This is a genomic window from Arthrobacter sp. 2RAF6 (assembly GCF_052115205.1).
GTDB lineage: Bacteria > Actinomycetota > Actinomycetes > Actinomycetales > Micrococcaceae > Arthrobacter.
Map to the genome: position 1 here is coordinate 21,209 of NZ_JBFRGF010000035.1, position 24,480 is coordinate 45,688.

25 protein-coding genes are annotated in these 24,480 nt (G+C 63.0%); 11 read left to right on the forward strand and 14 right to left on the reverse strand.

Annotation, left to right across the window (positions count from 1 at the left end; genetic code table 11):
* Nucleotides 1-22 precede the first annotated feature (22 nt).
* Nucleotides 23-424 (forward strand): YccF domain-containing protein, encoded by a 402-nt coding sequence (locus tag AB4Z38_RS20175; protein ID WP_284983125.1) that lies wholly within the window; start codon nucleotides 23-25, stop codon nucleotides 422-424.
* 101 nt (nucleotides 425-525) lie between these two features.
* Nucleotides 526-2,262: a ubiquinone-dependent pyruvate dehydrogenase gene (poxB, locus tag AB4Z38_RS20180; protein WP_441431355.1), complete on the forward strand. Its 1,737-nt coding sequence runs from the start codon at nucleotides 526-528 to the stop codon at nucleotides 2,260-2,262.
* A gap of 9 nt (nucleotides 2,263-2,271) precedes the next feature.
* Here the strand turns inward: poxB and AB4Z38_RS20185 are convergent, their stop codons facing one another.
* Together AB4Z38_RS20185 and AB4Z38_RS20190 are read right to left on the reverse strand one after the other, a co-directional pair.
* Nucleotides 2,272-2,775: a hypothetical protein gene (locus AB4Z38_RS20185; protein WP_441431356.1), complete on the reverse strand. Its 504-nt coding sequence runs from the start codon at nucleotides 2,773-2,775 to the stop codon at nucleotides 2,272-2,274.
* 321 nt (nucleotides 2,776-3,096) lie between these two features.
* Nucleotides 3,097-3,612, reverse strand: coding sequence for a hypothetical protein (locus AB4Z38_RS20190; RefSeq protein WP_441431357.1), 516 nt, complete (start codon nucleotides 3,610-3,612; stop codon nucleotides 3,097-3,099).
* 1,064 nt (nucleotides 3,613-4,676) lie between these two features.
* Here AB4Z38_RS20190 and AB4Z38_RS20195 point away from each other — a divergent pair.
* Entirely contained in the window at nucleotides 4,677-5,135 is a 459-nt protein-coding gene (locus AB4Z38_RS20195; protein WP_441431358.1) for a hypothetical protein, read from the forward strand.
* A gap of 231 nt (nucleotides 5,136-5,366) precedes the next feature.
* On the opposite strand, the gene AB4Z38_RS20200 is transcribed toward AB4Z38_RS20195, so the two are convergent.
* The 7 genes from AB4Z38_RS20200 to AB4Z38_RS20230 form a co-directional block, all read right to left on the reverse strand.
* Complete coding sequence (locus tag AB4Z38_RS20200; RefSeq protein ID WP_441431359.1) at nucleotides 5,367-6,128, reverse strand: ABC transporter permease; 762 nt, start codon at nucleotides 6,126-6,128, stop codon at nucleotides 5,367-5,369.
* Nucleotides 6,125-6,925: an ABC transporter ATP-binding protein gene (locus tag AB4Z38_RS20205; protein ID WP_441431360.1), complete on the reverse strand. Its 801-nt coding sequence runs from the start codon at nucleotides 6,923-6,925 to the stop codon at nucleotides 6,125-6,127. The genes AB4Z38_RS20200 and AB4Z38_RS20205 overlap by 4 nt, the downstream gene beginning before the upstream one ends.
* Nucleotides 6,922-7,302: a DUF1048 domain-containing protein gene (locus tag AB4Z38_RS20210; protein WP_441431381.1), complete on the reverse strand. Its 381-nt coding sequence runs from the start codon at nucleotides 7,300-7,302 to the stop codon at nucleotides 6,922-6,924. Before AB4Z38_RS20210 ends, AB4Z38_RS20205 begins: the two co-directional genes overlap by 4 nt.
* A gap of 2 nt (nucleotides 7,303-7,304) precedes the next feature.
* Complete coding sequence (locus AB4Z38_RS20215; RefSeq protein WP_441431361.1) at nucleotides 7,305-7,634, reverse strand: PadR family transcriptional regulator; 330 nt, start codon at nucleotides 7,632-7,634, stop codon at nucleotides 7,305-7,307.
* Nucleotides 7,635-7,734: 100 nt separating this feature from the next.
* On the reverse strand, nucleotides 7,735-8,514 hold the full coding sequence (locus tag AB4Z38_RS20220; RefSeq protein WP_441431362.1) for a 2-phosphosulfolactate phosphatase: 780 nt from the start codon (nucleotides 8,512-8,514) through the stop codon (nucleotides 7,735-7,737).
* Nucleotides 8,511-9,380: a DUF4031 domain-containing protein gene (locus AB4Z38_RS20225; RefSeq protein WP_441431363.1), complete on the reverse strand. Its 870-nt coding sequence runs from the start codon at nucleotides 9,378-9,380 to the stop codon at nucleotides 8,511-8,513. Before AB4Z38_RS20225 ends, AB4Z38_RS20220 begins: the two co-directional genes overlap by 4 nt.
* Before the next feature lie 17 nt (nucleotides 9,381-9,397).
* Nucleotides 9,398-9,865 carry an SRPBCC family protein gene (locus AB4Z38_RS20230; protein ID WP_441431364.1) on the reverse strand — a complete coding sequence of 156 codons (468 nt, stop codon included), beginning with the start codon at nucleotides 9,863-9,865 and terminating at the stop codon, nucleotides 9,398-9,400.
* A gap of 167 nt (nucleotides 9,866-10,032) precedes the next feature.
* Between AB4Z38_RS20230 and clpB the strand changes: the two genes are divergently transcribed.
* Nucleotides 10,033-12,702: an ATP-dependent chaperone ClpB gene (gene clpB, locus AB4Z38_RS20235; RefSeq protein WP_441431365.1), complete on the forward strand. Its 2,670-nt coding sequence runs from the start codon at nucleotides 10,033-10,035 to the stop codon at nucleotides 12,700-12,702.
* 47 nt (nucleotides 12,703-12,749) lie between these two features.
* On the opposite strand, the gene AB4Z38_RS20240 is transcribed toward clpB, so the two are convergent.
* Nucleotides 12,750-13,349, reverse strand: a complete 600-nt coding sequence (locus AB4Z38_RS20240; RefSeq protein ID WP_441431366.1) for a septum formation family protein — start codon at nucleotides 13,347-13,349, stop codon at nucleotides 12,750-12,752.
* A 243-nt stretch (nucleotides 13,350-13,592) separates the two neighbouring features.
* Here AB4Z38_RS20240 and AB4Z38_RS20245 point away from each other — a divergent pair, with 243 nt between their 5' ends.
* Nucleotides 13,593-13,826: a DUF3073 domain-containing protein gene (locus AB4Z38_RS20245; RefSeq protein ID WP_028265518.1), complete on the forward strand. Its 234-nt coding sequence runs from the start codon at nucleotides 13,593-13,595 to the stop codon at nucleotides 13,824-13,826.
* A gap of 206 nt (nucleotides 13,827-14,032) precedes the next feature.
* Here AB4Z38_RS20245 and AB4Z38_RS20250 read toward each other — a convergent pair whose 3' ends face one another.
* A complete protein-coding gene (locus AB4Z38_RS20250) occupies nucleotides 14,033-14,659 on the reverse strand; it encodes a GntR family transcriptional regulator (protein WP_059389925.1) in 627 nt (208 codons plus the stop codon).
* 112 nt (nucleotides 14,660-14,771) lie between these two features.
* On the opposite strand from AB4Z38_RS20250, the gene AB4Z38_RS20255 reads away from it, so the two are divergent.
* The 5 genes from AB4Z38_RS20255 (at nucleotide 14,772) to AB4Z38_RS20275 (ending at nucleotide 19,495) form a co-directional block, all read left to right on the forward strand.
* A complete protein-coding gene (locus AB4Z38_RS20255) occupies nucleotides 14,772-15,848 on the forward strand; it encodes a succinylglutamate desuccinylase (RefSeq protein ID WP_441431367.1) in 1,077 nt (358 codons plus the stop codon).
* Nucleotides 15,835-16,779 carry an ABC transporter substrate-binding protein gene (locus AB4Z38_RS20260; RefSeq protein WP_441431368.1) on the forward strand — a complete coding sequence of 315 codons (945 nt, stop codon included), beginning with the start codon at nucleotides 15,835-15,837 and terminating at the stop codon, nucleotides 16,777-16,779. The genes AB4Z38_RS20255 and AB4Z38_RS20260 overlap by 14 nt, the downstream gene beginning before the upstream one ends.
* Nucleotides 16,776-17,732 (forward strand): amino acid ABC transporter permease, encoded by a 957-nt coding sequence (locus AB4Z38_RS20265; protein ID WP_441431369.1) that lies wholly within the window; start codon nucleotides 16,776-16,778, stop codon nucleotides 17,730-17,732. The genes AB4Z38_RS20260 and AB4Z38_RS20265 overlap by 4 nt, the downstream gene beginning before the upstream one ends.
* Entirely contained in the window at nucleotides 17,729-18,529 is an 801-nt protein-coding gene (locus tag AB4Z38_RS20270; protein WP_441431370.1) for an amino acid ABC transporter ATP-binding protein, read from the forward strand. The genes AB4Z38_RS20265 and AB4Z38_RS20270 overlap by 4 nt, the downstream gene beginning before the upstream one ends.
* A 180-nt stretch (nucleotides 18,530-18,709) precedes the next feature.
* Nucleotides 18,710-19,495 carry a VOC family protein gene (locus tag AB4Z38_RS20275; RefSeq protein WP_441431371.1) on the forward strand — a complete coding sequence of 262 codons (786 nt, stop codon included), beginning with the start codon at nucleotides 18,710-18,712 and terminating at the stop codon, nucleotides 19,493-19,495.
* A 67-nt stretch (nucleotides 19,496-19,562) separates the two neighbouring features.
* Here AB4Z38_RS20275 and purM read toward each other — a convergent pair whose 3' ends face one another.
* The 3 genes from purM to AB4Z38_RS20290 all read right to left on the reverse strand — a co-directional run bounded on the left by purM (nucleotide 19,563) and on the right by AB4Z38_RS20290 (nucleotide 22,674).
* Nucleotides 19,563-20,723 (reverse strand): phosphoribosylformylglycinamidine cyclo-ligase, encoded by a 1,161-nt coding sequence (gene purM / locus AB4Z38_RS20280; protein WP_441431372.1) that lies wholly within the window; start codon nucleotides 20,721-20,723, stop codon nucleotides 19,563-19,565.
* Complete coding sequence (purF, locus tag AB4Z38_RS20285; RefSeq protein WP_441431373.1) at nucleotides 20,720-22,339, reverse strand: amidophosphoribosyltransferase; 1,620 nt, start codon at nucleotides 22,337-22,339, stop codon at nucleotides 20,720-20,722. The genes purM and purF overlap by 4 nt, the downstream gene beginning before the upstream one ends.
* A 62-nt stretch (nucleotides 22,340-22,401) precedes the next feature.
* Complete coding sequence (locus AB4Z38_RS20290; protein ID WP_441431382.1) at nucleotides 22,402-22,674, reverse strand: hypothetical protein; 273 nt, start codon at nucleotides 22,672-22,674, stop codon at nucleotides 22,402-22,404.
* Between the two features lie 247 nt (nucleotides 22,675-22,921).
* On the opposite strand from AB4Z38_RS20290, the gene AB4Z38_RS20295 reads away from it, so the two are divergent.
* On the forward strand, nucleotides 22,922-24,466 hold the full coding sequence (locus AB4Z38_RS20295; protein ID WP_441431374.1) for an amino acid permease: 1,545 nt from the start codon (nucleotides 22,922-22,924) through the stop codon (nucleotides 24,464-24,466).
* The last annotated feature ends 14 nt before the right edge of the window (nucleotides 24,467-24,480 follow it).

Consider the following 24,480-nt stretch of genomic DNA (forward strand, 5'->3'; position numbering starts at 1 on the left):
CCCGCAAGGGACAATGGGAGATATGAAAACGCTGCTCAACATCATCTGGCTCGTCTTCGGCGGCTTCGTCCTGGCCTTGGGTTATTTCATGGCCGGAATTGTCTGCTGCTTGTTGATCGTCACCATCCCGTGGGGCATCGCGTCGTTCCGGATTGCCTCGTACACGCTGTGGCCGTTTGGTCGCATGGTGGTGGACAAACCCGGAGGCGGCGGAGTCTTCCCCCTCATCGGCAATGTCATCTGGTTGCTGGTTGCGGGCATTTGGATCGCGATCGGCCACGTGGTCACAGCCTTCGCCATGGCCATCACCATCGTCGGGATCCCGCTGGCCATCGCAAACCTGAAGCTCATTCCGGTATCGCTCATGCCGCTGGGCAAGCAGATCGTGCCTAGCAACCGCCCGTTCGTCAGCACCTACCGCTAGCGCGCTGGCGCCGGGCACCGACACCCGGCGTCGGGCGCCATGGACTGTTCCGGAGTAGCGTAGACCGTGTCTGCACTGCCTCCCCTCGAAAGGAACAGTCCATGTCCGCCGCCCGGAACACCGTTGCCAAGAACATCGTCGCCACCCTCAAAGCCAACAACGTCCAGCGCGTCTACGGGATCCCCGGAGATTCGCTGAACGGATTCACGGACGCCCTGAGGGAGGAAGAGAGCATCCGCTGGGTCCATGTCCGGCACGAGGAAGCCGCGGCGTTGGCAGCCGCGGCCGAGGCGGGTCTCACAGATGAACTGGCGGTGTGCGCCGGATCCTGCGGCCCCGGCAACCTGCACCTGATCAACGGCCTCTACGATGCCAACAAGTCCAGGGTTCCCGTGTTGGCCATCGCCGCCCACATTCCCAGCGAAGAGATCGGCAGCCAGTACTTCCAGGAGACGCACCCCCAGGAGTTGTTCCGGGAATGCAGCGTTTACGTCGAGCACGTCGCCCATGCTTCCCAGATGCCCCGGGTCTTGGAGATCGCCATGCGGACGGCGGTCGAGAAGCGGGGTGTCGCCGTCGTCGTGATTCCCGGCGATGTCGCCCTCGCGGAGGCGCAGAGCGAGCGGACGGCGGTGATCCGGGCTGCCCGGCCGGAGATCCGGCCGAACCCCCAGGAGCTTGCCGAGGCAGCGGATATTCTCAACGCGGCCGGCAAAGTCACCATCCTGGCCGGTGCCGGCACCGCGGGTGCGCACGCCGAGGTCATGGCCCTGGCGGACGCGTTGGGGGCTCCGATCGTCCACGCAATGCGCGGCAAGGAACACATCGAATACGACAACCCGTTCGACGTCGGCATGACCGGCCTTTTGGGGTTCAGTTCCGGCTATCGCGCGATGGAGAGCTGCGAGGCCTTGATCATGCTGGGCACCGATTTTCCGTACCAGCAGTTCTACCCGGAGAAGGCCAAGATCATCCAGGTGGACATCAGGGGCGAGCAACTCGGCCGTAGGTCCCGGATCGATCTTGGCCTTGTGGGCACGGTCAAGGACACTGCGGCCTCGCTCCTCCCCCTGATCGAGCGCAAGGCCAAGCGAACACACCTCCAAGCCTCGCTCAAGCACTATGCCAAGTCGCGCTCCAAACTCGACGACCTGGCCTCTCCGGCCAAGGACGGGCAGCCCATCCATCCGCAGTTCGTGGGCAGGCTGGTGGATGAGTTGGCAGCCCCGGATGCTGTTTTCACGTGTGACGTCGGGTCCCCCACAGTGTGGGCCGCCCGCTACTTGACGATGAACGGACGACGCAGGCTTCTTGGCTCGTTCAACCACGGAACCATGGCCAACGCCCTGTCCCACGGCATTGGTGCGGCGGCGGCGTACCCCGGGCGCGAAGTGGTGGCCCTGGCCGGCGATGGCGGCCTGACCATGCTGCTCGGCGAGCTGATCACCTTGGTGCAGAACAAGCTCCCGGTCAAGGTGGTGGTCTTCAACAACTCTTCCCTGAACTTCGTGGAACTTGAGATGAAGGCCGCGGGATTCGTCAATTACGGCACGGAGCTCGAGAATCCGGACTTCGCCAAACTGGCAGAATCGCTCGGCATCCGGGGAATCCGCGTGGACAACTCCTCCGGCCTGAAGGCGGGACTGGCTGAAGCCTTCGCGCACGACGGTCCGGCCCTCATCGACGTCCGCACGGCCCGGCAGGAACTGTCCATTCCGCCGGCAATCAGCGCCGAACAGGTCAAGGGCTTCACGCTCTACGCGATCCGGACGGTCCTCTCGGGCCGCGGCGACCAGCTCATCGACCTCGCGAAGACCAACATCCGCCAGATCTTCTAGTCCGGACCGCTACCGGGCGGGGCCAGCCGTCACGGCTCCGGTTCGCAGATCGAAACTGAAGGTGCGCTCGACTACCCGGGCGCCGCAGTCGTACGCCACCGCAAAAGCCAGCTCGAGCGAGTCCCGCGCCAGATCCTCCTCGGTGACGGTGTACACCGGAGTGAAGTACAGCGCTTGCGCGCCCGGCGCCAGATCGGCGGGCGGGAAGTCCGCCGGATTGGCGTGCGGTCCCAGGAATACGACGCCGGTGGCCGGCTGGGTGCCCAGGTTGCGGGCTCGTCCAGTGAAGGCGAGGATGTCGCCGGCTTTGTAGCCCGGAATGACGGGTCCGTAGTTGTGGTCCTGGGTTTCGCGGGTTCCGAGGATTTGCGCCTGCTCCGCTGAGTAGCCTTGGCCGGTTTCTTTCCATGTCTGCACGTCCCAATCACGATCGTTGTCCGGGGAAATCACGTGGAATTCGCCAGCATTCTGCCACGCAGAGGGCCGGCAGGGAGTGATGTAGCGCAGTTCCATGTGGGCATACCCCACCTATGAGCTTCAACTGGTGGGCAAAAGCCCGCCGCGTCGTTCAGCGCGATGCAAGCACCCACACGCGGTCGCGCCCTGTCCTACGGGAGGGGGTGCCGCGAAGACTCGACCACGGACACGTGACGAGCCTTGGAGTTACCTGAGTTTCGTAGTGGACGTCGTCCGCCTTGTGTGGAAGATCGTTCGCGACTTGCTCATCAAACCCGAAAAGGGTGTCGGCGGTCGCGGGCTTCGGCCCGGGGCCGTCGTTCTCGTTGTAACAGACCCTCCCTGACAGGCTTTCTCTTCGAGGGCAGAAGTCCTGGTCTAGCGGTCTTCAGCGCTTACTTTGTGTGTTGGTGCAACCGGGTAGCTCTCTACTCGTGGGTCGTCGATGATCTCTTGGATGCAGGTGCCTGACCCGCCAACGTAGACGCTTCTGGCGTAGATGTCGTTGCCCATGCACCATGAGCCATCTTCGGGGACCCACCACAGTGGTGCACCGTTGAATCCGGCTGCCTCGGTTGAGCTAGCGTCTTCCAGGGAGCCCTGGAGGTAGTGCATTTTTCTTCCGTAGGAGGCGTCAACGGTCTCGGATGCGGAGTAAGAAGTTGTGATGCCTGCATACCCTTCCCAAACCAGATAGTAGACACGCTCTGTATTTCGAGTGTGCCTGCCCAGGATCGATATGAGGACATCGGCTACACCTCGGTCCAAGCTGCCCATGGCTGGGTCAAGGCGCGGAAAGCTCGTCTCCGCGAGCAAATCAGTCAGATCGTTCCACTGGGTTCGACCTGACAAGGTCGCAGCACCGCTGACGGCTTCCGACCATGTCTTTCTCATGCCGGCGCCGGAAACCGCAGGGTTGAATACCCTGCAGTAGGAATCGAATTTTCGCGGCAAAAAGTCTGCAACTGTGAGTTCGGGCGGGGCTTCGTGTCCCGGCATGGCGCTTAGCCAAAAAGGAAGTGTTGAACGTAGCGGGCTATCCATCTGACCATGATATCCGCGAGAAGCGTCCGTGGTTGGCAATTTCCGCCTTCTGAGCGATAGCGACCTATCCATTACAATTCCACATAGTCCATGCAAGACTGCCCTTCCATCATTGGCTAGAACAATCCTTGGGCGATAAGTTGAAACTACGAAAAGCCTTTGGAATTTTGGGTGCAACTGCGGTTCTCGTTACTAGTTTTGCCGCGACAGCATCAGCCGCACCGGCTACTGATAACCCCGAGAAATCTGGCATCGTCAAGCAGGGCGGCAGTTCAAAGAAGGACCCCAGATCGGGCGACTGGCACTATGACCCTTCAGTCCCCGCGCCGCCGGCGCAGACCAATCTGGGTAAAGCACCGACCACCACAGGGGGCATCGCACCGTTGCTCCAAACGTTCAGTCCGGCTGGCTGTTACGGGCAAACCGACTGGGCACACAACACGGGCGTCGGGTGGGCAGAAGCATCAGTTCACGGCCGCACCAACTGCGCTGCTGGGGTCAACCAAGTGGGAGTCACCACTTCATTACAAAAGCAGGGATGGCTCTGGTGGGAAACGATGCTTTCCGGATCTTCGTCCAGGGTTAACAGCAGCACCTCGTACGATGCCACCCCGCACTGGAACTGCGTCGGGTGGGGTTCCCAGAACTACCGAGGCATTTCGTATCACTGGTCCCAGGAACCCAGCGGATCATATGGCGGGGAAACGACAGGAATGGAAAACCGGTTCGGCTGCTGAAGCCCTTCAATGCTTCGTCTCAGTCGGCCGTCGTCGCGATTCCAACGGCACCCATTGGCACCCCTGATGGCCGGTCTCATCTTGACCGGCCTGACGGCGTGTTCGCCGCCTGACACCTCGAAAGGTCTACCCTCCGATAGGGCGGAGAGCTCAGCCGTCCCCATGAGGAGACTGGACTTGCCGCCTTCGTCACCGCCCGTCATCACCATCGACGGAAAGACCATTCCTCCGGCCAGTTTTGACTGGTGGAGCGATGGCAAACCAATGACCTTCCGCGCAGCCAGCAATCAGGATGATGTCGTGCTGGTAACCGCCAACATCGACGACGCGGTTTCCATCAAGACGAGCACCAGCGTCAGACCATCCCAGGCAGTCGTCTCCGTCTTTACCAGCGACATGCTCGATGGAAATGGAATCCCGCTAGGGGCCATATCCCATGAAGCGAACTGCCTGGATCCAAATAATGAATCCTGTGTGATTCGGTCGGACGAGGGTTCTATTGCGTTTATTGTCAGGCCAAACAAGGATGCAAAAATACTAGTGCTTCATCTCAACTATTTCTTGCTCGAAAACGGCAAAGATTCAACCGAGGGACACATCCTAACCGGCTCGTGGGGCGTTCGAGCAAATAAATAGATTGCGGTTGTTATGGCCACTTGATTTCTGATGCCGACGGTTGGTAATCGACACTGCGGTAGGCGGCTTTGGCTACGGGTAGCCATCCCAGTGTGTGGTGTACCTGGGGGGAGACACGTTCGCGTTTCGTCGTCCAGTCGGGCCCGTCCTTGATGCCGGCGTAGCCAAGCCCGATTGTTCCGCGCCCGTACTCCATGACATGAGCTGTCTTGTTGATGGAGAGCTGCGACCTTAGCTGATCCTGCGCCGGTAGGCCGCCGTGGCGAAGAAGTACGCGAGAACGAGGATGCCCAGGCACCATGCGAGTGCGACCCATATGTCGCTGCCGATCGGCCGTTGTTCAAACAGATCCTGGATCGTGTTGACGATCGAAGTGACCGGCTGGTTCTCTGCGAAAGCGCGCACGGGACCCGGCATGGTGGCCGTGGGGACGAAAGCCGAGCTGATGAACGGCAGGAAGATCAGCGGGTAGGAGAACCCGCCGGCACCGTCCACGGACTTCGCTGTCAGGCCCGCGATGATGGCGAGCCAGGTGAGTGCCAGGGTGAACAGCGCCAGGATCCCGATGACGGCAAGCCATGACAGCAGGCTTGCCGATGTGCGGAATCCCATGAGGAGGGCCACCGCCACGATGATCACGAGCGAGAGCCCGTTGGCGACGAGGGAAGTCAGCACATGCGCCCACAGCACGGACGATCGTGCGATCGGCATGGAGTGGAACCGCTCGAAGATCCCGCTCTTCATGTCGGTGAACAAGCGAACGGCTGTGTACGCGATGCCCGATGCGATCGCGATCAGCATGATTCCAGGCAGCAGGTAATTGACGTAATTCTCCGTGCCTGTCTTGATGGCGCCGCCGAACACGTAGACGAACAGCAGCATGAGGGCGATCGGCGTGATTGCGGTGGTGATGATGGTGTCCGCGCTGCGGAAGATGTGACGCATGGAGCGGCCCAGCAAGACGGCCGTGTCTCCGAAGAAATGTGTGCTCATGACTGGTCCTTACTTGACGCGACCTTGCCCTCGTTCCCCACAAGTGCGAGGAAGATATCCTCCAGGGTGGGCTGCTTTTCGACGTATTCGACCTTCGCTGGCGGGAGGAGTTGCTTGAGCTCGGCGAGAGTGCCGTTCGCGATGATGCGCCCCTGATGAAGGATGGCGATCCGGTCCGCGAGTTGTTCGGCCTCGTCGAGATACTGCGTGGTGAGCAGAACGGTAGTGCCCTGATTGGCGAGCTCCTGGACTACCTGCCACACCTCGATGCGTGCTTCGGGGTCGAGCCCGGTGGTCGGCTCATCGAGGAATATCACCTCGGGCTGCCCTATCAGGCTCATGGCGATGTCAAGGCGACGGCGCATGCCTCCTGAATACGCGGACACTTTTCGGGATGCCGCCTCGGTGAGGTTGAAACGCGCCAGAAGATCATCCGCCGCTTGGCCGGGGTCCTTCAGGTGCCGCAACTTGGCAACCAGCACCAGGTTTTCCCTGCCGGACAGGATTTCATCGACTGCTGCGAATTGTCCGGTGAGGCTGATGGATTCCCGAACCCGCAGCGGTTGAGTCACGACGTCGAATCCATTGACGGTGGCCGTGCCGGCGTCCGGACGCAGCAACGTGGACAGGATTTTCACCATCGTGGTCTTTCCTGCTCCGTTGGAGCCGAGAAGGGCGAAAATGGTGCCCGGTGCCACGTCGAAGTCCACGCCGCGCAGCACGTGCAACTCCTTGTAGGACTTTTCCATGCCCTGCACCCGGATCGCGGGTTCGCGGGTGGTGGATGCATTGGTCATGATTCCCTCTCCTTCCCATCGTCTCCGGCAGCGGCGTCGATCGCCTTGACCAGGCGTTCACGCTCCTTGTTGATCCACTGACCGCCCGTGTAGTTGCGCATGAATGTTTCGGCGAATTCCACCGGGTCGTCACCGACGATCGACCGGATCGGCGTTTCGTCCGCAGCGCTCTCTTCGAAGAGATCGGTAAGATCGCCGAGCATCCGCAGCAGCACGTCGCCCTTGGTGATGGCCCCGAAGTACATCAGGTACCGTTCCAGCGCGGTCGCCGCCGCGCGATAGTCCGCGGGAAGCTGCTCCACGCGTGCCTTGTTTTGCCGGTATTGCTTCTTCTGTTCGAGCGATCCCGTGAGCTGCTCGATCCACCCTGCGGCCATGTTCACTTTCCTCCCTTTCGGAGCTGTTCCAGTCGCTCGGACAGGAAACTCCACGTATTCCAGAATTCGTCCAGTTCCTTCTCGCCCTGCTTGTTGAGCGAATAGACCTTGCGCGGCGGGCCCTTCTCGGACGGCCGCTTCTCGACATCGACAAGGCCTTTTTGCTCGATCCTGACGAGCAGCGCATACACGGTGCCCTCGGCGATCTCGGTGAAGCCCCGTCCCCGGAGCAGCGTCGTGATTTCGTATCCGTACGCGGGATTCCCGGTCAGGAGAGCGAGAACGATGCCCTCCAGTGTCCCTTTGAGCATCTCCGTCATCTGCCTGCCCATCGGACACCTCCTTTCACTACTCAGTGTTACTAGCTACTAGTACATAGTATCGCTAAGTAGTGGAAGCGCAAGCCCTTATGGCAACTGCACCGAAGCGCACTCAGGGCCGCTGGAACGCGCCGTCCCTCAAGAGGGCCGCAGCTGTCCCGGCGTCAAGTTCGGCGGCGATCTCGACGTCGTCGGCGTACCCTGCGCCGATCAACTCCCGGCCGCTGGAGCAGCCTCGAAGGGCGTCATGGAGCCGGGGTTCGGCTGCGTTGAACACGGCCATCGCGGCATCAGCCTCCGGCGCGAAACCTTCCCTGCCGTCTTCCGGAGTGAAGCCGCCCCGCCCTGCGGCGGCGAGCCCGGCAATGAAGGCGCCGGCCCCGATCTGATCCTCCACAGCGGGCCGGAGCGAACCTCCGGACCATAGCTCGCCGGCCGCGATCACAGCCACCACCGCATCCGCGGGGAGTTCGGCCGCCACCCAATCCGCGGTGGCGGCTGCATTACGCAGTGACACGGCCGCGATAAGCGGGACTTCCCGGGCGAGTTTGTGAGCGATGGAAGAACCGTTGGGCGAAGGCAGCACCACGCGGTTCAGCGTCCGCGCGTCCCGCAAGCTCGACGGCGAAAGGCTCAGTCCGCCTCCACCCCGCGGACCAGCCACTTGCGCATCATGGTGGGCGGCGAAATCCTCGGCCCCGGCGTCCTTCCACGGGTAGGGGAACACGATGGCACCCCGGTCAACGGCGACACTGACGCAGGTGGTGAAAGAGAGGACGTCAACCACGACGGCGAGGTCCGCTCCGGACGCAACCGCACGGGCGCCGTCGAGCCCCCATTCAAATCTCACCGTGAACGGAAGCTGCCGGCGCACCGTCCCCGCCGTGGTCATGACAGTTCGGCCCCCAGGTTGCGGCGGGCGGCATCGAGCCACAGGCCCTTTGCGCGTTCGCTGTGGAAGAGCGGATCCAAGGCGAGTAGTTGACGGACGACGGCGGCCCGGCCCGCGGCGAAGTCTGCATCGCTGACGTGGGCGTAGTCCTCGCGCACAGCAGCCAGGTAGCGGGCGTAAGCCGCGGGTTCCGCGCCGAGGATGGACAGATCGGCGTCGCACAAGAGGGCGCCCGTGTGGTCTTCCGGTTCGGGGCTGTGGGTGGAGGTCAGCCGGACCAGCCGGGCGACTTCGTCGATCACGGGCCCGGGAAGTCCCGCAGTGGCAAGTCGGTCCTCGGCCAGCCTGGCCGACTGCTCCTCGTCCTGCCCGGCGATTCCCTCGTAGACGGCGTCGTGGAACCACGCGGCCAACGTTACTGAGCGCACGGGCGGCCCGGGTTCGGTGAGGAGATCCAGGGCTTCCAGGACCGCCAGCAAATGCGTGCGGCTGTGGTACTTCCGATGGTCCTCGCCCCAGCGTTCGAGAAGCTCGAAACCCAGCTCCTCATGTCCCGGAAGTGTCGAATTCCAGCGCTCCAGCAAGGGCACGGTGAGGGCCTTGCTCCGTTGGCGCGCGGGGATCCGCAAGCCGCTCGCGATCAGTTTCCGCACCAAGATCCGGGCCTCCACGGGGATGGCGCCTGCGGACAGGAGATCCTGGTATCGGCGTTCCGGGACGTCGTAGTGGTCGCCGTCGAAGGCGCGCTCGGGGATCCCCGCGGCCTCGGCGAACGCATGCAGCTCCTGGAGCGAGGTGTCCGAGACGAGGTGGGAAAACACGGTCCCGTGCGCGGGCCACAGCGGCGGATCGACGTAGACGGCCATGGCCTGCGCCCGGGAAACTAGGAGTTTTTCCGGGTGGCTACGGCTGAGAGTGCGGTCAGGCCCTTTTCGAAGTCGCCGCCCACCATCTTCTCCATGTTCATGAACAAGGCGAAGATCTTGCCGAGGCCCTTGTTCTCACCGGACATCGTCCAGGTGACGCGGGTGCCGTCCCCCTCGGGTACGAACGTGAACCCCGTGGGGTTGACGGCCTTCATCGGCTTGGTGAATTCGAGGCGGATGTCGATCTTGCCGGGCTCATCCGAGCCGACGATTTCCATGGTTCCGGTGCCAGCCTTGTTGTTGCCACTCCAGGCATACTTAGCTCCGACGCCGGATTCGTTGCCCGAGTAGCTCCGGCTCAGCTTGGGGTCGACGGCTTCCCATGGAGACCATTTGGTCCACTCGTGGAAGTTGTTGACGAAGGGGAAGATGTCGGAGGGCGCGGCGGGGATCAACGCATTGCGAGTGACTGTGAAGGGTGCCATGTGCATATCGTACGACGGCGGGTGGAACGGCGGGTGCCGCGTTAAGCGGGCAGGGCTATAGACAGCAGTTTCGCCGTCGGCAAACATGGAGCAGAGGGATAATTGGTCAAAGTTGAGCATAGTAGACTCAACTTTGAAAACAGTCTACTCCCGAAAGGAGCTCTTCCATGGACGTCAAATTCACCACCAAGAGCCAGGAGGCTCTTTCCGCGGCGGCCATGAACGCCTCCACCGCCGGAAATCCGCAGCTGGAGCCGGCCCACCTGCTCAAGGCGCTCATGGACCAGCGCGAAGGCGTCGCCGTGGCGCTTTTGCGCGCCACTGGAGCGGACCCGGATGCCGTGAGCGTGCAGGCGAGTTCGGCCATCAAGGCCCTGCCGTCGTCGTCGGGCAGCTCCGTGCAACAAGCGCAGCTTTCCCGTCCTTCCATGCAGGCCATCCAGGCCGCCCAGAACGAGGCCGAGAAACTCGGCGACTCCTTCGTCTCCACTGAGCACCTTCTTTTGGGGCTCTCCGCCGGTAGCGACGCCGTAGGGAAGCTACTGCGCGACGCCGGCGCCTCCCACGAAGCGCTCCTCGCCGCCCTGCCGGGTGTCCGTGGCGACCGGAAAGTCACCTCGCAAGACCCGGAAAACACCTTCCAGGCGCTCGAGAAATACGGTACGGACCTCACAGCCGTCGCGCGCTCCGGCAAGCTGGATCCCGTGATCGGGCGGGACAGCGAAATCCGGCGGGTCGTCCAGGTCCTGAGCCGCCGCACCAAGAACAACCCCGTGCTGATCGGGGAACCCGGGGTCGGCAAGACCGCCGTCGTTGAAGGTCTTGCCCAGCGCATGGTGGCCGGCGACGTCCCGGAGAGCCTGCGGGGCAAGACCCTGATCGCGCTGGACCTCGCCTCCATGGTGGCCGGTGCGAAGTACCGCGGCGAATTCGAGGAACGGCTCAAGGCCGTTCTGGAGGAGATCAAGAACTCCAACGGGCAGATCGTCACATTCATCGACGAAATCCACACGGTGGTGGGCGCCGGTGCCACCGGCGAAAGCGCCATGGACGCGGGCAACATGCTCAAGCCGATGCTGGCCCGCGGCGAGCTGCGGCTCATCGGCGCCACCACCCTGGACGAGTACCGCGAGAATGTCGAGAAGGATCCTGCCCTGGAACGCCGCTTCCAGCAGGTCTACGTGGGCGAGCCGAGCGTGGAGGACACCATCGGTATCCTCCGCGGCCTCAAGGAGCGCTACGAGGCCCACCACAAGGTAGCGATAGCAGACTCCGCCCTCGTGGCTGCCGCTACACTCTCCAACCGCTACATCTCGGGCCGCCAGTTGCCGGACAAGGCGATCGACCTCGTGGACGAGTCCGCGTCCCGCCTGCGCATGGAAATCGACTCGGCTCCAGAGGAAATCGACCAGCTTCGCCGTGCCGTGGACCGTCTCACCATGGAGGAACTGGCCCTCGCCCGTGAGACCGATGCGGCGTCCATTGAACGTCTCGCTGCGCTCCGTGCGGACAAGGCGGACAAGAAGGAAGCCCTGGCGGCGCTGAACGCGCGCTGGGAGGCCGAAAAGGCCGGTCTCAACCGTGTCGGCGACCTCAAGGCGAAAATCGACGAATTGCGTTCCGCCGCCGAAAAGTACCAGCGCGAGGGCGACCTTGAAGCTGCCTCGCGCATTCTCTATGGCGAACTTCCTGCCTTGGAGCGCGAGCTCAGCGCGGCAGCCGAGGAAGAGGCCGCCCGGGAAGCCCGGGGTGAGGCGAAGCCCGCCCTCATGGTCGCGGAGGAAGTCACGGCGGACGATATCGCCGAGGTCATTTCGGCCTGGACCGGAATCCCCGCCGGCCGCATGCTGCAGGGAGAATCCCAGAAGCTGCTGCACATGGAAGAGGAGATCGGCAAGCGGCTGATCGGCCAGTCCAAGGCCGTGGCCGCCGTTTCCGACGCCGTCCGCCGCGCCCGTGCGGGCATCAGCGACCCCAACCGCCCCACGGGTTCATTCCTGTTCCTCGGTCCCACCGGCGTCGGTAAAACCGAGCTCGCCAAGGCACTCGCTGACTTCCTCTTCGACGACGAACGTGCCATGGTGCGGATCGACATGTCCGAATACGGGGAGAAGCACTCCGTGGCCCGGCTGGTCGGCGCCCCTCCCGGATACGTGGGCTACGAGGAGGGCGGCCAGCTCACCGAAGCGGTCCGCCGTCGCCCGTACTCCGTGATCCTGCTCGACGAGGTGGAGAAGGCCCACCCGGAGGTGTTTGACATCCTCCTGCAAGTACTCGACGACGGTCGCCTCACCGACGGGCAGGGCCGCACCGTGGACTTCCGGAACACCATCCTGGTGCTGACCTCCAACTCGGGCAGCCAGTTCCTGGTGGATCCAACCCTGGACGCGACGGCAAAACGAAATGCGGTCATGGCCGTGGTCAACGCCTCCTTCAAGCCCGAGTTCCTCAACCGGCTCGATGAGATTGTGCTGTTCGATCCGCTCAGCGTGGACGAACTCGCCAGGATCGTCGAGCTGCACGTGGCCGAGCTGACCAAGCGGCTGCACGACCGCCGGCTCACCCTTGAGGTCAGTGACGGCGCCCGGGCCTGGCTCGCGATGTCCGGTTACGATCCCGCCTACGGCGCCCGTCCATTGCGACGGCTGGTTCAACGCGAGATCGGCGACCGCTTGGCGAAGGAGATTCTCGCAGGACAGATCGCGGACGGCGACACGGTACTGGTGGATACCGCGGCCGACGTCGACGAACTCACTATCGAGGGGCTGGAAGCTTTGACGGGTCCCGACGGCGGAGCTCCGGCGGGTAGCGGTCTGACGGTGAGGCGGAAGGACTGACTGAAGCCGGCTGGGTGGACCCTGCCGCGGGACTGCGGCCGGCTGAACTACTTTTGCAGCACGGATTCCTTGAGCGTGTTTCCCGAGTTCACCACGATGAAGCAGTCCACGCGGCGGTCGCCGTTGTCCCAGCTGGTGGCGCTCGGGTACACGTTCTGCTGCAGGAGTGCGTACTTCGTGGAGGCCTCGTTGAGCGCCAGATCACGGCAGATTTCGCGGCCTTTGTCACGCAAGGCAGTGGCGCCGGGGAAGGTGTCGTTAGCCTGGTACCGGAAGATGGAGCCCAGCTGGGCCGAGTGGTCGGTGGTGCAGTCCACCACCTTGGACTTGGTGGCGTTGGAATCGAAATCCGCGAAGCAATCGCCCAGCTGGTAGTCCCTTGCCTCGACATCCGCCGGGAGCGGGCCGCGGCTGGTGGACGTGGCCGGCGCGGGGGTGGGCGCGGCCACGGGATGCTTGGCCAAGGCTCCAACGAGGACCCAGATCACTACCCCGATGAGGATCAATACAGCCAGCACAATGCCGCCAATGATGAGCCGATACCGCGTTATGGCGTCCAGGGCAGTCCGCAGGGGGGAACCAGGGTCTACCGGCGACTCGTTCTCGCCTGTACCGTTGTTGCCCGGGATCGTGTTGTCCTGGCCCATGTCTGAGTTTGCTGCCTTTCATGCGTGCGGCCCGATATTAGGGCGACTCTACCCAAGTTTTTCATGCCAATGAATGGAGATACTGCCAGGTGGAACTGTGACGCCGCTTTCGCGAAGGTCGTGGCACGCAGTTGCTCCAGAAAGCATGTAATCTAGACATACGACAAATTGACCAAACATTCCGGGGCCTCACCGATCGCCAAGGTGACCACCTCCGGTCCAAGTACAAAAGGGGGTCACGCCATGGGGCGCGGCCGTCAAAAGGCAAAAGCTACCAAGCAGGCTCGGGACATCAAGTACTACTCCCCGAACACTGACTATTCGGCCCTTCAGCGGGAGCTGACTGGGCCATCAAGTCGTGCGACGAGCCGATTCGCGGACGATCCGCCGGAGCCGGACTACTCGGCTTACGAGGACAAGTACGCACAGGACTTGGAAGACGATGACGACGAGGTAGACACCCGCCGTATCGGATAGCTGTAGCAACAATCAGGTGCCTTTCGGCATCGAGTTGCGTACCGCCGTCGTAGACGAAGTCATGTGGCATCCCCAGATGCCTCCCGAAACACAGGGCCCGTAGGGCGCGCCATGATCGGCGTGCGCTACGGGCCTTTTTCGTCCCTCTTACGATCGACTGCTCCATAACAGTCGTCTTGAGGCTGGCGGATTCATATGAGTTCCGGTCAGTCCTTCTCGTGGCACAGATCCAGCAAGGGGATCAGTGTTTCGAGGTCGTTGGCGCGGGCTGCAGCCAGGATCTTCCGGTGAGCGTCTGCCACGCGCTCAAGCTTGGCGTCGTCCAAGGGATACGAACGGCTGATGAGCCGTTGAACAGGGTTGTCCCAGACGGATTCGAGCGTTTTCAGCAGGAATCCGTTGGGTGCCGGCGCCGCCAAGCCCAAATGGAACGCCCGCGTGGCGGTAAAGAGTTCCTCCGGGTCCGCGCTTGCCGCACCTTCGGCGATGAGCAGCTCGAGCCGGGCAAGCTGAAGGTTGGTGTACTTGGCCCCGCACTGCCTGATAGCCATGATCTCAAGGGCCTTGCGTACCTCATAGACTTCCTCGACAGCTGAGCGGGTCAGCGTCGTCGCAAAATACCCGGAGCCCGGGACCAAAGTGGCGAGTCCTTCGTGCACCAGGCGGTTCAGTGCGTCGCGGACCGGTGTCCGGGAGACGCCGTATTCTTCGGCCAACTGTTCCTGGACCAGGGGAGCGCCAGGTTCGACCACTCCGTTGACGATCTCATTGCTGATCCTGTCGTAGACGTGCTCGCTCAGCGGCCTCATCCCTTTGGCAGCTTGCGTGGCCATTCGCCTCATCCCTCTTTCGGTATCAAAACTCGCTCAATCCTACGTGCTTTACATCACAGGATTCACTGTATACAGTGAATCCAATTCTACCAACACTTTTGAAAGTTGCCCTATGAGCCTGCACATTCCACGCGTACACGGCATCGATTTCGCTGCCGTCGGCAAGCAGTTGGGTTACCTGGAGATCGAACACTCGGACAACGAGAATGACGCCGCTGTCATCCCCTCGCCGATCGCGGTCCTGAGCGGTGGGGACGGCCCCACGGTCCTCCTGACCGCCGGCACGCACGGTGACGAATACGAAGGCCAGATTCTGCTCCAGGAGCTCATCCGCACATTGAACCCGGATGAGGTGACCGGGAGGTTGATCATCCTCCCTGCCCTCAACATCGCTGCTGTCCGCGAGGGAAGACGCGTTTCCAGCGTGGACCGGGTCAATCTGAACCGGGCCCTCCCGGGCCGCGCCGACGGCGGGCCGGCCCTGCAGATCGCCTCGATTGTGGCCGGAGAACTCATCCCCATGTCTGACTTCGTCATGGACATCCACTCCGGGGGAATCGCCTCGGAGTATGTTCCATCCGCGTTCGTCTACCAAGGACCGACGCCGGAACTATGGGCCGAGAAGGCGGCGGCCGTGGCCGCGTTCAACGCCCCGTATTCCGTCGTGGTGAAGCCCATGCTGAAGTCGGGCTCCATCAGCGGCGCTGCCGATCGGGCGGGCGTACCGATGATCTCGACCGAACTTGGTGGCAGGGGAACCGTATCGCTGCCGATCCTCAACAGGGCCAGGGCCGGACTTCGTTCGCTGCTTGGCCACTGGGGCGTGCTCAAGGACGCCGCTGCCAGCGGCGAGGCGGCCTCCGCCGGCGGGGCGCGTGACGCCGGGCCGGCCGCCGGAGCCCCGATCCAGTGGATCGAACTCACTGCCCAGTCCCCGGTCCATTCCACGATGGCAGGCATCCTTGAGCCGGTCGTGGAACTTGGCCAGAAGGTCGCGGCCGGAGACCTCGTGGCCCGGGTTCACTCAGTGGAAGAGCTCGACCGTCCTCCAAAAGACTTTTTTGCACCTATTGACGGGGTGGTCGCAATCGTCCGGCATCCCGCCCTCGTCAATGTCGGCACCACCGTGGTCAACATCGCCGTTGACCACGGAACAAGCTATGAGAAAGGCAATCATGAACCGTCCTAGGTACATCTCCACAGGCGCCCTGCTGCTGGCAGCCGCCGTCGGGCTTAGTGGCTGCACCACTGCTTCACTCGACGCCGGCAAGGAAGCCGCGGCCAGTTCCATTCCCGGCAACGACGCCGCGATTCCGACGGCACCCTTCAACCAGTCCGCCGCGAATCTCTTGCCCCCGGACGTTAAGGCCAAAGGGACGCTGGTGGTTGGAACCGACCCCACCTTCGCGCCTTATGAGTTTTACGCCGCTGACAGCAAGACGGTTGTCGGTTGGGACGCAGACTTTGCTAAAGCCGTCGGCGAGACGCTGGGGCTCGAAGTTAAGATGGTACCTGCGACCTTCGACACCATCCTGCCGGGCGTGAGCTCGAACAAGTACGACGTCGGCATCTCGGGTTTCAACGTCACGGCGGAGCGCAAGATGAATGCCGATTTCGCCTCCTACCAAAGCAGCGGCTCAGGCCTTGCCGTCAAGGCGGGCAACCCCAGGAAATTGTCCCTCAACGCGATGACGCTGTGCGGCACAAAGGTGGGTGGCGAGAAGGGAACCACGCAGGGCATCGAGACCCTTCCGGCGTTTTCGAAGCAGTGCGTCGACGCTGGCAAGGCGCCGATCGACATTCAGCTGTTTCCCTCACAGAACGAAGCCAACCTGGCACTCATTTCCGGCCGAGTGGACAGCGTCCTCTCAGGTCTTGTCGGGATGGGCTACGCAAGCAAGCTTTCAGGGGGCGCTTTCGAGCTCGCCAGCAACCAGGACTTCGAACCGACGCCAGTAGGTATCGCCATGCCCAAGGGTTCGGCACTGACCAAGTCGATCGTCGCAGCGGTCAGGGCGCTGGTCGCGGGCGACACGTACAAGGCGATCAACGCGAAGTACGGAATCCCGGACTCGGTGACCATCAGCGCCGATGCTGTGGACGCGAGTGGTGCCAAATGAGCGGCGTGATCACCGTCCCTGAGATTGGAACAACGGACCGCGGACAGTTCACTGTGGTCTCAGCCAGGCACCCCTGGCGGTGGGTGGCTGGTACTGCGGTGGCCGCCGTCGTGATCTTGCTGCTTGTTTCCGCGGTGAGCAATCCCCGTTTCGGCTGGGACAAGGTGGCCCTGTATTTCCGCGACGTCGCCATCGTCAACGGGATCGGCATCACCCTGTTCCTGACGGTTGTTTGCATGGCTCTCGGGGTGGGGCTCGGCGTGGTGCTTGCGGTCATGCAGCTTTCGGCAAACCCAGTCGTCAAGGCCTCGGCAAGCGCCTACGTGACGATCTTCCGTGGCACGCCGGTCCTGGTCCAACTGTTGTTCTGGTTCAACTTGTCGGCGCTGTATCCCGAGATCACTTTCGGTATCCCGGGGGTCAGCTTGGACGCCAACCAGATCATCACGCCCCTTGCCGCGGCGATCCTTGGCCTGGGGCTTAACGAGGCCGCGTACATGTCGGAGATAGTCAGGGCAGGCATCCAGTCCATCGATCAAGGCCAAGGCGAAGCTGCGGGTGCCCTCGGCATGTCCCGTATCCAGGCCCTCACCAGGGTGATCCTGCCGCAGGCCATGCGCGTCATCATTCCACCCACGGGCAACGAGTTCATCGGCATGCTCAAGATGACGTCGCTGGTCAGCGTCCTGGCTGTCCCCGAGCTCCTGTACTCCGCCCAGATCATCTACTCGAAGAACCTGCAGGTTGTCCCTCTGCTCTTGGTGGCCAGCATCTGGTACATCATCGTCACCACGGTGTTCACGGTAGGTCAGGGTTACCTGGAACGGCACTTCGCGCGGGGAACCTCCCGTTCCGTCCCGCCGACCGCTGCCGAGCGGTTGCGGAAATTCTTCAGGGTTCACTCTGTGCAGGGCTCAGGAAAACAAAGCTCAGGAAAGGGCGGGCAGTCATGACCATCGAAATGACGGAAAGCCGGACCGCGCCGGAGGCGCTTCCGCTGGTACGCGCGGAAGGCGTGCGCAAGAGTTTCGGCGACAACGAGGTCCTCAAAGGCATTGACCTCCGCGTCCGAAGCGGTGAAGTGGTCTGCTTGATCGGGGCCTCCGGCTCGGGGAAAAGCACCTTCTTGCGGTGCGTGAATCACTTGGAGAAGATCGACGGCGGTCTGCTGTGGGTTGGGGACAGGGCCGTGGGCTACCGGATCAAGGGGGATAAGCTCCACGAACAGTCCCACAACGAAATCTGCGCCGACCGCACCGATATCGGGATGGTCTTCCAGCACTTCAACCTCTTCCCGCACATGACCGTGCTGGAGAACCTGATGGAAGCCCCGCTCAGGGTGCTCAAACAGCGCAAGGTGGATGTCCGCCGTCGGGCATTGGATTTGCTGGAGAAGGTGGGCCTCTCGGAGAAGGCGGATGCTTATCCGCGGCACCTCTCGGGCGGACAGCAGCAGCGGGTGGCGATCGCCCGGGCGTTGTGCATGCAGCCGAAGCTGATGCTGTTTGACGAGCCGACGTCGGCGCTCGATCCGGAGCTCGTGGGCGAGGTCCTCAGGGTGATGAAGGACCTGGCCCGGACGGGAATGACCATGATTGTTGTGACACACGAAATCGGCTTCGCCCGCGACGTGGCGGATCGCGTGGTGTTCATGCACGGCGGCCGGATCATTGAGGAAGGTGCCGCCGGAGAGGTCATTGGCAACCCGCAGCATGAGCGGACCAAGGCGTTTTTGTCGGCAGTTCTGTAGCGCCACTCTTTCTGGATCGATTGCTCCGTAACTGTCGCATTCAGCGCTCTAAACGACGCTCATGGAGCAATCGATGAGGGAAGGGTCCACCCGCGCTGGCTGTTGTCAGGGTCGGACCCCCGTACTACGTTGAACGTGGTATCCGCTGGCGTAAGCGGGCTACTCAACGAAGGGATAGCAATGCCGCAGGTTGATAGCTACAAACAGGGAACTCCGTGTTGGGTGGACCTGTCGTCGTCGGACATTGAGGCTTCCAAGGCCTTCTATGGCGATCTGTTCGGCTGGGAATTGGACGCAATGGATGCCGGCAACGGCGGCACTTACTACATGGCCAAGCTGCAGGACCGCTATGTAGCGGGCATGATGCAGCAGATGCCGGACATGGCTGCGGCCGGGGCACCGTCCTTCTGGGCCAACTACCTCGCCGTCGATTCGGTCGATGAGGCCGCTGAGCGCGCGGCGGCGGCCGGCGGCAACATCCTCTTCCCGCCGGACAGCGTCCCCAACGGGAGCGGACGGATGTTCTTCGCCGCCGATCCGACGGGTGCGCAGATTGGTTTTTGGGAGGCCGGAAACCACCACGGCGCCGGCTTGGTCAATGAACCGGGCACGGTGGTCTGGAGCGAGTTGCAGACAAGCGACGTCCCGAAGGCCGTGGCCTTCTACGAATCAGTGACGGGATGCTCCAGTGAGACGGCCGCGGCCGGCGACCTGCAGGAATACACCCAGTTCGTGGTGGACGGGACGTCCGTGGCCGGCGCCATGAAGCAGCCCGTGGAGGGTATGCCGCCGTTCTGGATGACCTACTTCAATGTCGCCGACGTCAATGAATCCGTGGCGAAGGCCCTGGAACTCGGGGCCCAGGTCTTCGCGCCGGCCTTCGATGTCCCCGGCGTCGGCCGCATGGCAGTCCTCGGCGACCCCGCCGGAGCAGCCTTCAGCGTGATGGCCGGCGAAAGCTCTTAAGCAAATCGAGTGCCCACCCAACTGCCGGATCGGCAATTGGGCGGGCACTCGTTTGCGTTAAGAACCCTTAGGCGTAGGCGTTCACGAGGCGCACGGCGCCGCCGTCGACGCCCTTGGCACCCTGGACGTAGTCCGGGCCGCTCTTGATGATCGAGTCGGAGTCCGCAGCCACGGTACCCATGACCCACGACGGGAGGCCGCGTTCGTTGAGGCGGGCCACTGCGGCGTCGGCGATTTCGGGCGACACGATGGCCACCATGCCGACGCCGAGGTTGAGCGTGCGCTCAAGGTCGGCCAGCGGCACATTCCCGAGCTCGGAAACAAGCTTGAAGATCGCCGGCAGTTCCCACGTGGCGCGGTCAACCGTGGCCACGAGGCCCTGCGGCAGGACGCGGGCCAGGTTGGCTGCGAGGCCGCCGCCGGTGACGTGGCTGAAGCCGTGCACGGCGCCGGGCGCGGCACCCAGGCCGCTGACCGGGAAGGCGCGGGCGAGGTCCAGGCAGTCGGCGGCGTAGACGCGGGTGGGCTCCAGCAGTTCTTCGCCGAGGGTGCGGCCGAGTTCGGAGACCTGGCGGTCCAGGGCCCAGCCTGCGTGGTTGATCACGCGGCGAACCAGGGAGTACCCGTTGGAGTGCAGGCCCGAGGAGGCCATACCGATCACGACGTCGCCGGCGCGGACGCGGTCCGGGCCAAGCAGGGCGTCGGCTTCGACAACACCGGTAGCTGCACCGGCGACGTCGTACTCGTGCTCACCCAGCAGGCCCGGGTGCTCAGCGGTTTCGCCACCCACCAGGGCGGTGCCCGCCACGGAGCAAGCGGCCGCGATGCCGCGGACGATGTCCGCGATGCGCTCGGGCACAACCTTGCCGCACGCGATGTAGTCGGTCATGAAGAGCGGCTCCGCGCCGACCACCACGATGTCGTCCACCACCATGCCGACGAGGTCGAAGCCGATGGTGTCGTGGATGTCCATGGCCTGGGCGATGGCCACCTTGGTGCCGACGCCATCCGTGGAGGTGGCCAGCAGCGGCCTCTTGTACGTGAGCAGCTTGGAGACATCGTACAGGCCGGCGAAACCGCCGACGCCGCCGAGGACCGAGCTGTTGTGGGTCGCCTTGACGGCGTCCTTCATGAGTTCGACGGCGCGGTCGCCCGCTTCGACGTCGACGCCGGCGGACGCGTAGGTGATGCCGGTTGAGTTCTCAGCGGCGGAGGATGCGGAGGTCATACAGACTCTTTCTTATCGGCGTCGGTCAGCAGGTTCTCAAACTCGGCGTCGGGTCCGGGATCGCAGCCCGTGGCCCCGGGCTTGTTGGCCGGGTCGTCCGAGTCCGCGGTCGCGGCTTCGGCGGAGATGCCCGACGTCGGCAGCCCGCCGAGGTCGGTGCGCTCCAGGAGGTTCTTGCCCAGTTTGTCCGAACCCGGAAGTGCGATGGGGTACTGGCCGGTGAAGCAGGCGGTACAGAGGCGTTCGCGCGGCTGCTGGGTGGCGCCGATCATGCCGTCTTCGGAAATGTAGGCCAGCGAATCTGCTCCAATGGCCTGGGAGATTTCCTCGATGGTGGCACCGTTGGCGATCAGTTCAGCGCGGGACGCGAAGTCGATGCCGTAGAAGCAGGGCCACTGGACGGGTGGGGAGGAGATCTTGATGTGGACGGCTGCGGCGCCGGCCTCGCGGAGCATCCGGACGATGGCACGCTGGGTGTTGCCGCGGACGATCGAGTCATCGACTACCACCACGCGCTTGCCGCGGATCACGGATTCGAGCGCGTTGAGCTTGAGCCGGATTCCGAGTTGGCGCAGGGTCTGCGAGGGCTGGATGAACGTACGGCCCACGTAGGAGTTCTTGACGAAGCCGTGTGCGAACGGGATGCCGGATTCCTCGGCGTAGCCGACTGCTGCCGGGGTTCCGGATTCGGGAACCGGGATGACGATGTCCGCTACCTGGGTGTTTTCGCGGGCCAACTGGCGGCCCATCTCCACACGGGACTCGTACACGGAGCGTCCGGCAATCGAAGCGTCGGGGCGTGCAAGGTAGACGTACTCGAAAACGCAACCCGCCGGCGTCGCTTCCGCGAAACGCTGGGAACGGACGCCGCTCTCGTCAATGGCGATGAATTCGCCGGGCTCGATCTCGCGGATGAAGCTCGCGCCGACGGTAGCCAGGGCGGACTGCTCCGAGGCGACAACCCAGCCGCGCTCAAGGCGGCCAAGGCAGAGGGGGCGGATACCGAAGGTATCGCGGGCGGCGTAGAGGGTGCCTTCGTCCATGAACACGAAGCAGAAGCCGCCTCGGATCTTGGGAAGCAGCTCAAGCGCGGTCTGTTCGAGGGTCTTGCCCTCTTCGCCTTCGAGGAGCGCGGTGACCAGGGCGGTATCCGAGGTGTTGCCCTGCTTCATTTCGCCGGTCAACTGACCGCCGTTGAGCTCGAGGATCATTTCCCGGAGCTCAGCAGTGTTGGTCAGGTTGCCGTTGTGCGCGAGGGCAACGGTGCCGGTGGCGGTTGCGCCCAGGGTGGGCTGTGCGTTGGCCCAGTGGCTTGCTCCGGTGGTGGAGTAGCGGCAGTGGCCGACGGCAAGGTGCCCTGTGAGGGTGTTCAGGGTTGTCTCGTCGAAGACCTGGGACACGAGGCCCATGTCCTTGTAGACATTGATGCGCTTGCCGTCACTGGTAGCAATACCAGCCGATTCTTGTCCGCGGTGCTGCAGCGCATACAGCCCGTAATAGGTGAGTTTTGCTACTTCTTCGCCCGGCGCCCAGACCCCGAAGACGCCACAAGCGTCCTGAGGTCCTTTTTCGTCGGGGAGAAGATCATGAGAAAGTTTTCCGTCGCCACGTGCCACTGGTCAATTGTCGCATGATGTTGGCGTGGTACTTTCCCTCACGCGACATTGTGACCGGGATCCTATGCCTCGGCGTCGTCCTCTGTCGGGCTGGGTACGGACTCGACGACGGCACGCCGGGAGCGCCGCACGCTGACCTTGTCCAGGATGAGGGCAGCGATGGCGCCGAGGAGCACGCCGCCAGCGGCGAAGGTCACAAGGAAGAAACCGAAGACCGCGCCGGTGTCGAAACTCTCGTCGCCGGGGATCCCGTACGCCACGAACGCGGCAACGATGATGCCGAGCACCCCGCCCAGGCCCATGAATGGAACGAACTTCGGCGCACGGCGGACCATGATCCCGCGGCGTTCGGGAGCGCCGTCCGCTGACCTGGCGTTGTGCGCCGTGCTGTTATGTGCCGTGCCGCTTTGTGACGTGCCGTCGACGTTCGAGTCCTCAGAAACCATGCCTTCCAGCCTACCGTTTCGAGGAGATTGGCTTGTGGTCTGAAGTCAGACCATTGACAGAATGGTGTGAAGTGGGTCACTATCGATGCGAGCGGTGTCGGCCCGTTCCCCCCTTCCGTTTAGAAAGAGAATAATCATGAGTGATCGTTCTACGGCAGCGAAGGTGCAGGCTGTGCAAGACGCAGATGCTGCGGCCCTCGCCGAGCTTGGCTACAAGCAAGAGCTACATCGCGGCATGTCCGGCTTCTCCAACTTCGCAGTCTCGTTTTCCATCATTTCAATCTTGGCTGGCTGCATTACCTCCTTCAGCATTGCGCTCAAGTCCGGCGGCCCGGCTGCCATCAACGTGGGTTGGCCCATCGTTGGCCTCTTGGTCCTGTGCGTGGCCCTCTCCATGGCCGAAGTTTGTTCGCGATACCCCACAGCCGGTGGCCTGTATTTCTGGGCCGGCAGGCTCGCTAAACGCAACAAGCGGGCCTGGGCCTGGTACGTCGGCTGGTTCAACTTCCTCGGTGAAGTGGCCGTCACGGCAGCAATCGACTTTGGCTGCGCCACAACAATGATGGCTTTCGCGGCGCTGACTTTCGGCGTCGAGCCCACCGCTGGCGGCACTTTCGTGCTGTTCGTCGTCCTGATGATCATCCACGCCCTGCTCAACAGTTTCGGCGTCAAGATTGTCAGTTTCCTGTCCAACGTCTCCGCCTGGTGGCACATTGTGGGCGTCGCGATCATCGTCGCGGCGCTGTGGATCATGCCTACGAGCCACCAGTCCTTCGACTGGACGATGACGGCGTGGCACAACGAAACCGGATTCACCTTCGGGCCGTACGTCTTCCTCATGGGCCTGCTCATGTCGCAGTACACCTACACCGGCTACGATGCTTCGGCCCACGTTGCCGAAGAGACCAAGAACGCCGCCATCGCGGCCCCCAAGGGAATCGTCATGAGCGTCGTGGTCTCCATCATCGGCGGCTGGATTCTGCTCTACTCACTTGTCGCCGCGATCCCGAATGGCTCAGAGGACGGCCTGACCGCCCTTGCTGCAACATCAACCGGTTTGCCGCCGGCACAGATTTTCCTGGATGCACTGGGCAACCCCGGCGTAGCGAAGTTCCTGCTCGCTATCGTGGTTGGCGCACAGTTCTTCTGCGGCATGGCGTCAGTGACCGCCAACTCACGCATGACCTACGCGTTCTCCCGCGACAATGCATTGCCAGGCTCCCGCATCTGGGCCAAAGTCAACGCCCGGAGCGGCACCCCCACAAATTCCATCTGGCTCTGCGTGGGCTGCGCGATTGTGCTCGCCTCACCCGCCCTGTTCAACACAACCGCGTATTTTGCCGTGACGAGCGTCGCCGTCATTGGCCTCTACATCGCGTACATCACCCCGGTGTTGCTCCGCAGGCTCAACAAGAACTTCGTACCGGGCCCGTGGCACCTGGGGAAATGGAGTCCCATCATCAACTGGGTAGCGATTGTGTGGGTTGCCATCATCGTGATTCTCTTCGTTCTTCCGCCCGTCGCAGACATCACCATCGACACCTTCAACTACGCGCCAATCGCCGTCGTGGTCGTCTTCCTCCTCGCCACAGTGCTTTGGTACACCACGGGGCGTCGGACGTTCATGACGAGTGCTGAACAGGAGCATCTGACGATCGACGCGGATAAGCTGCTCAACTAGCACAACCATGGGCC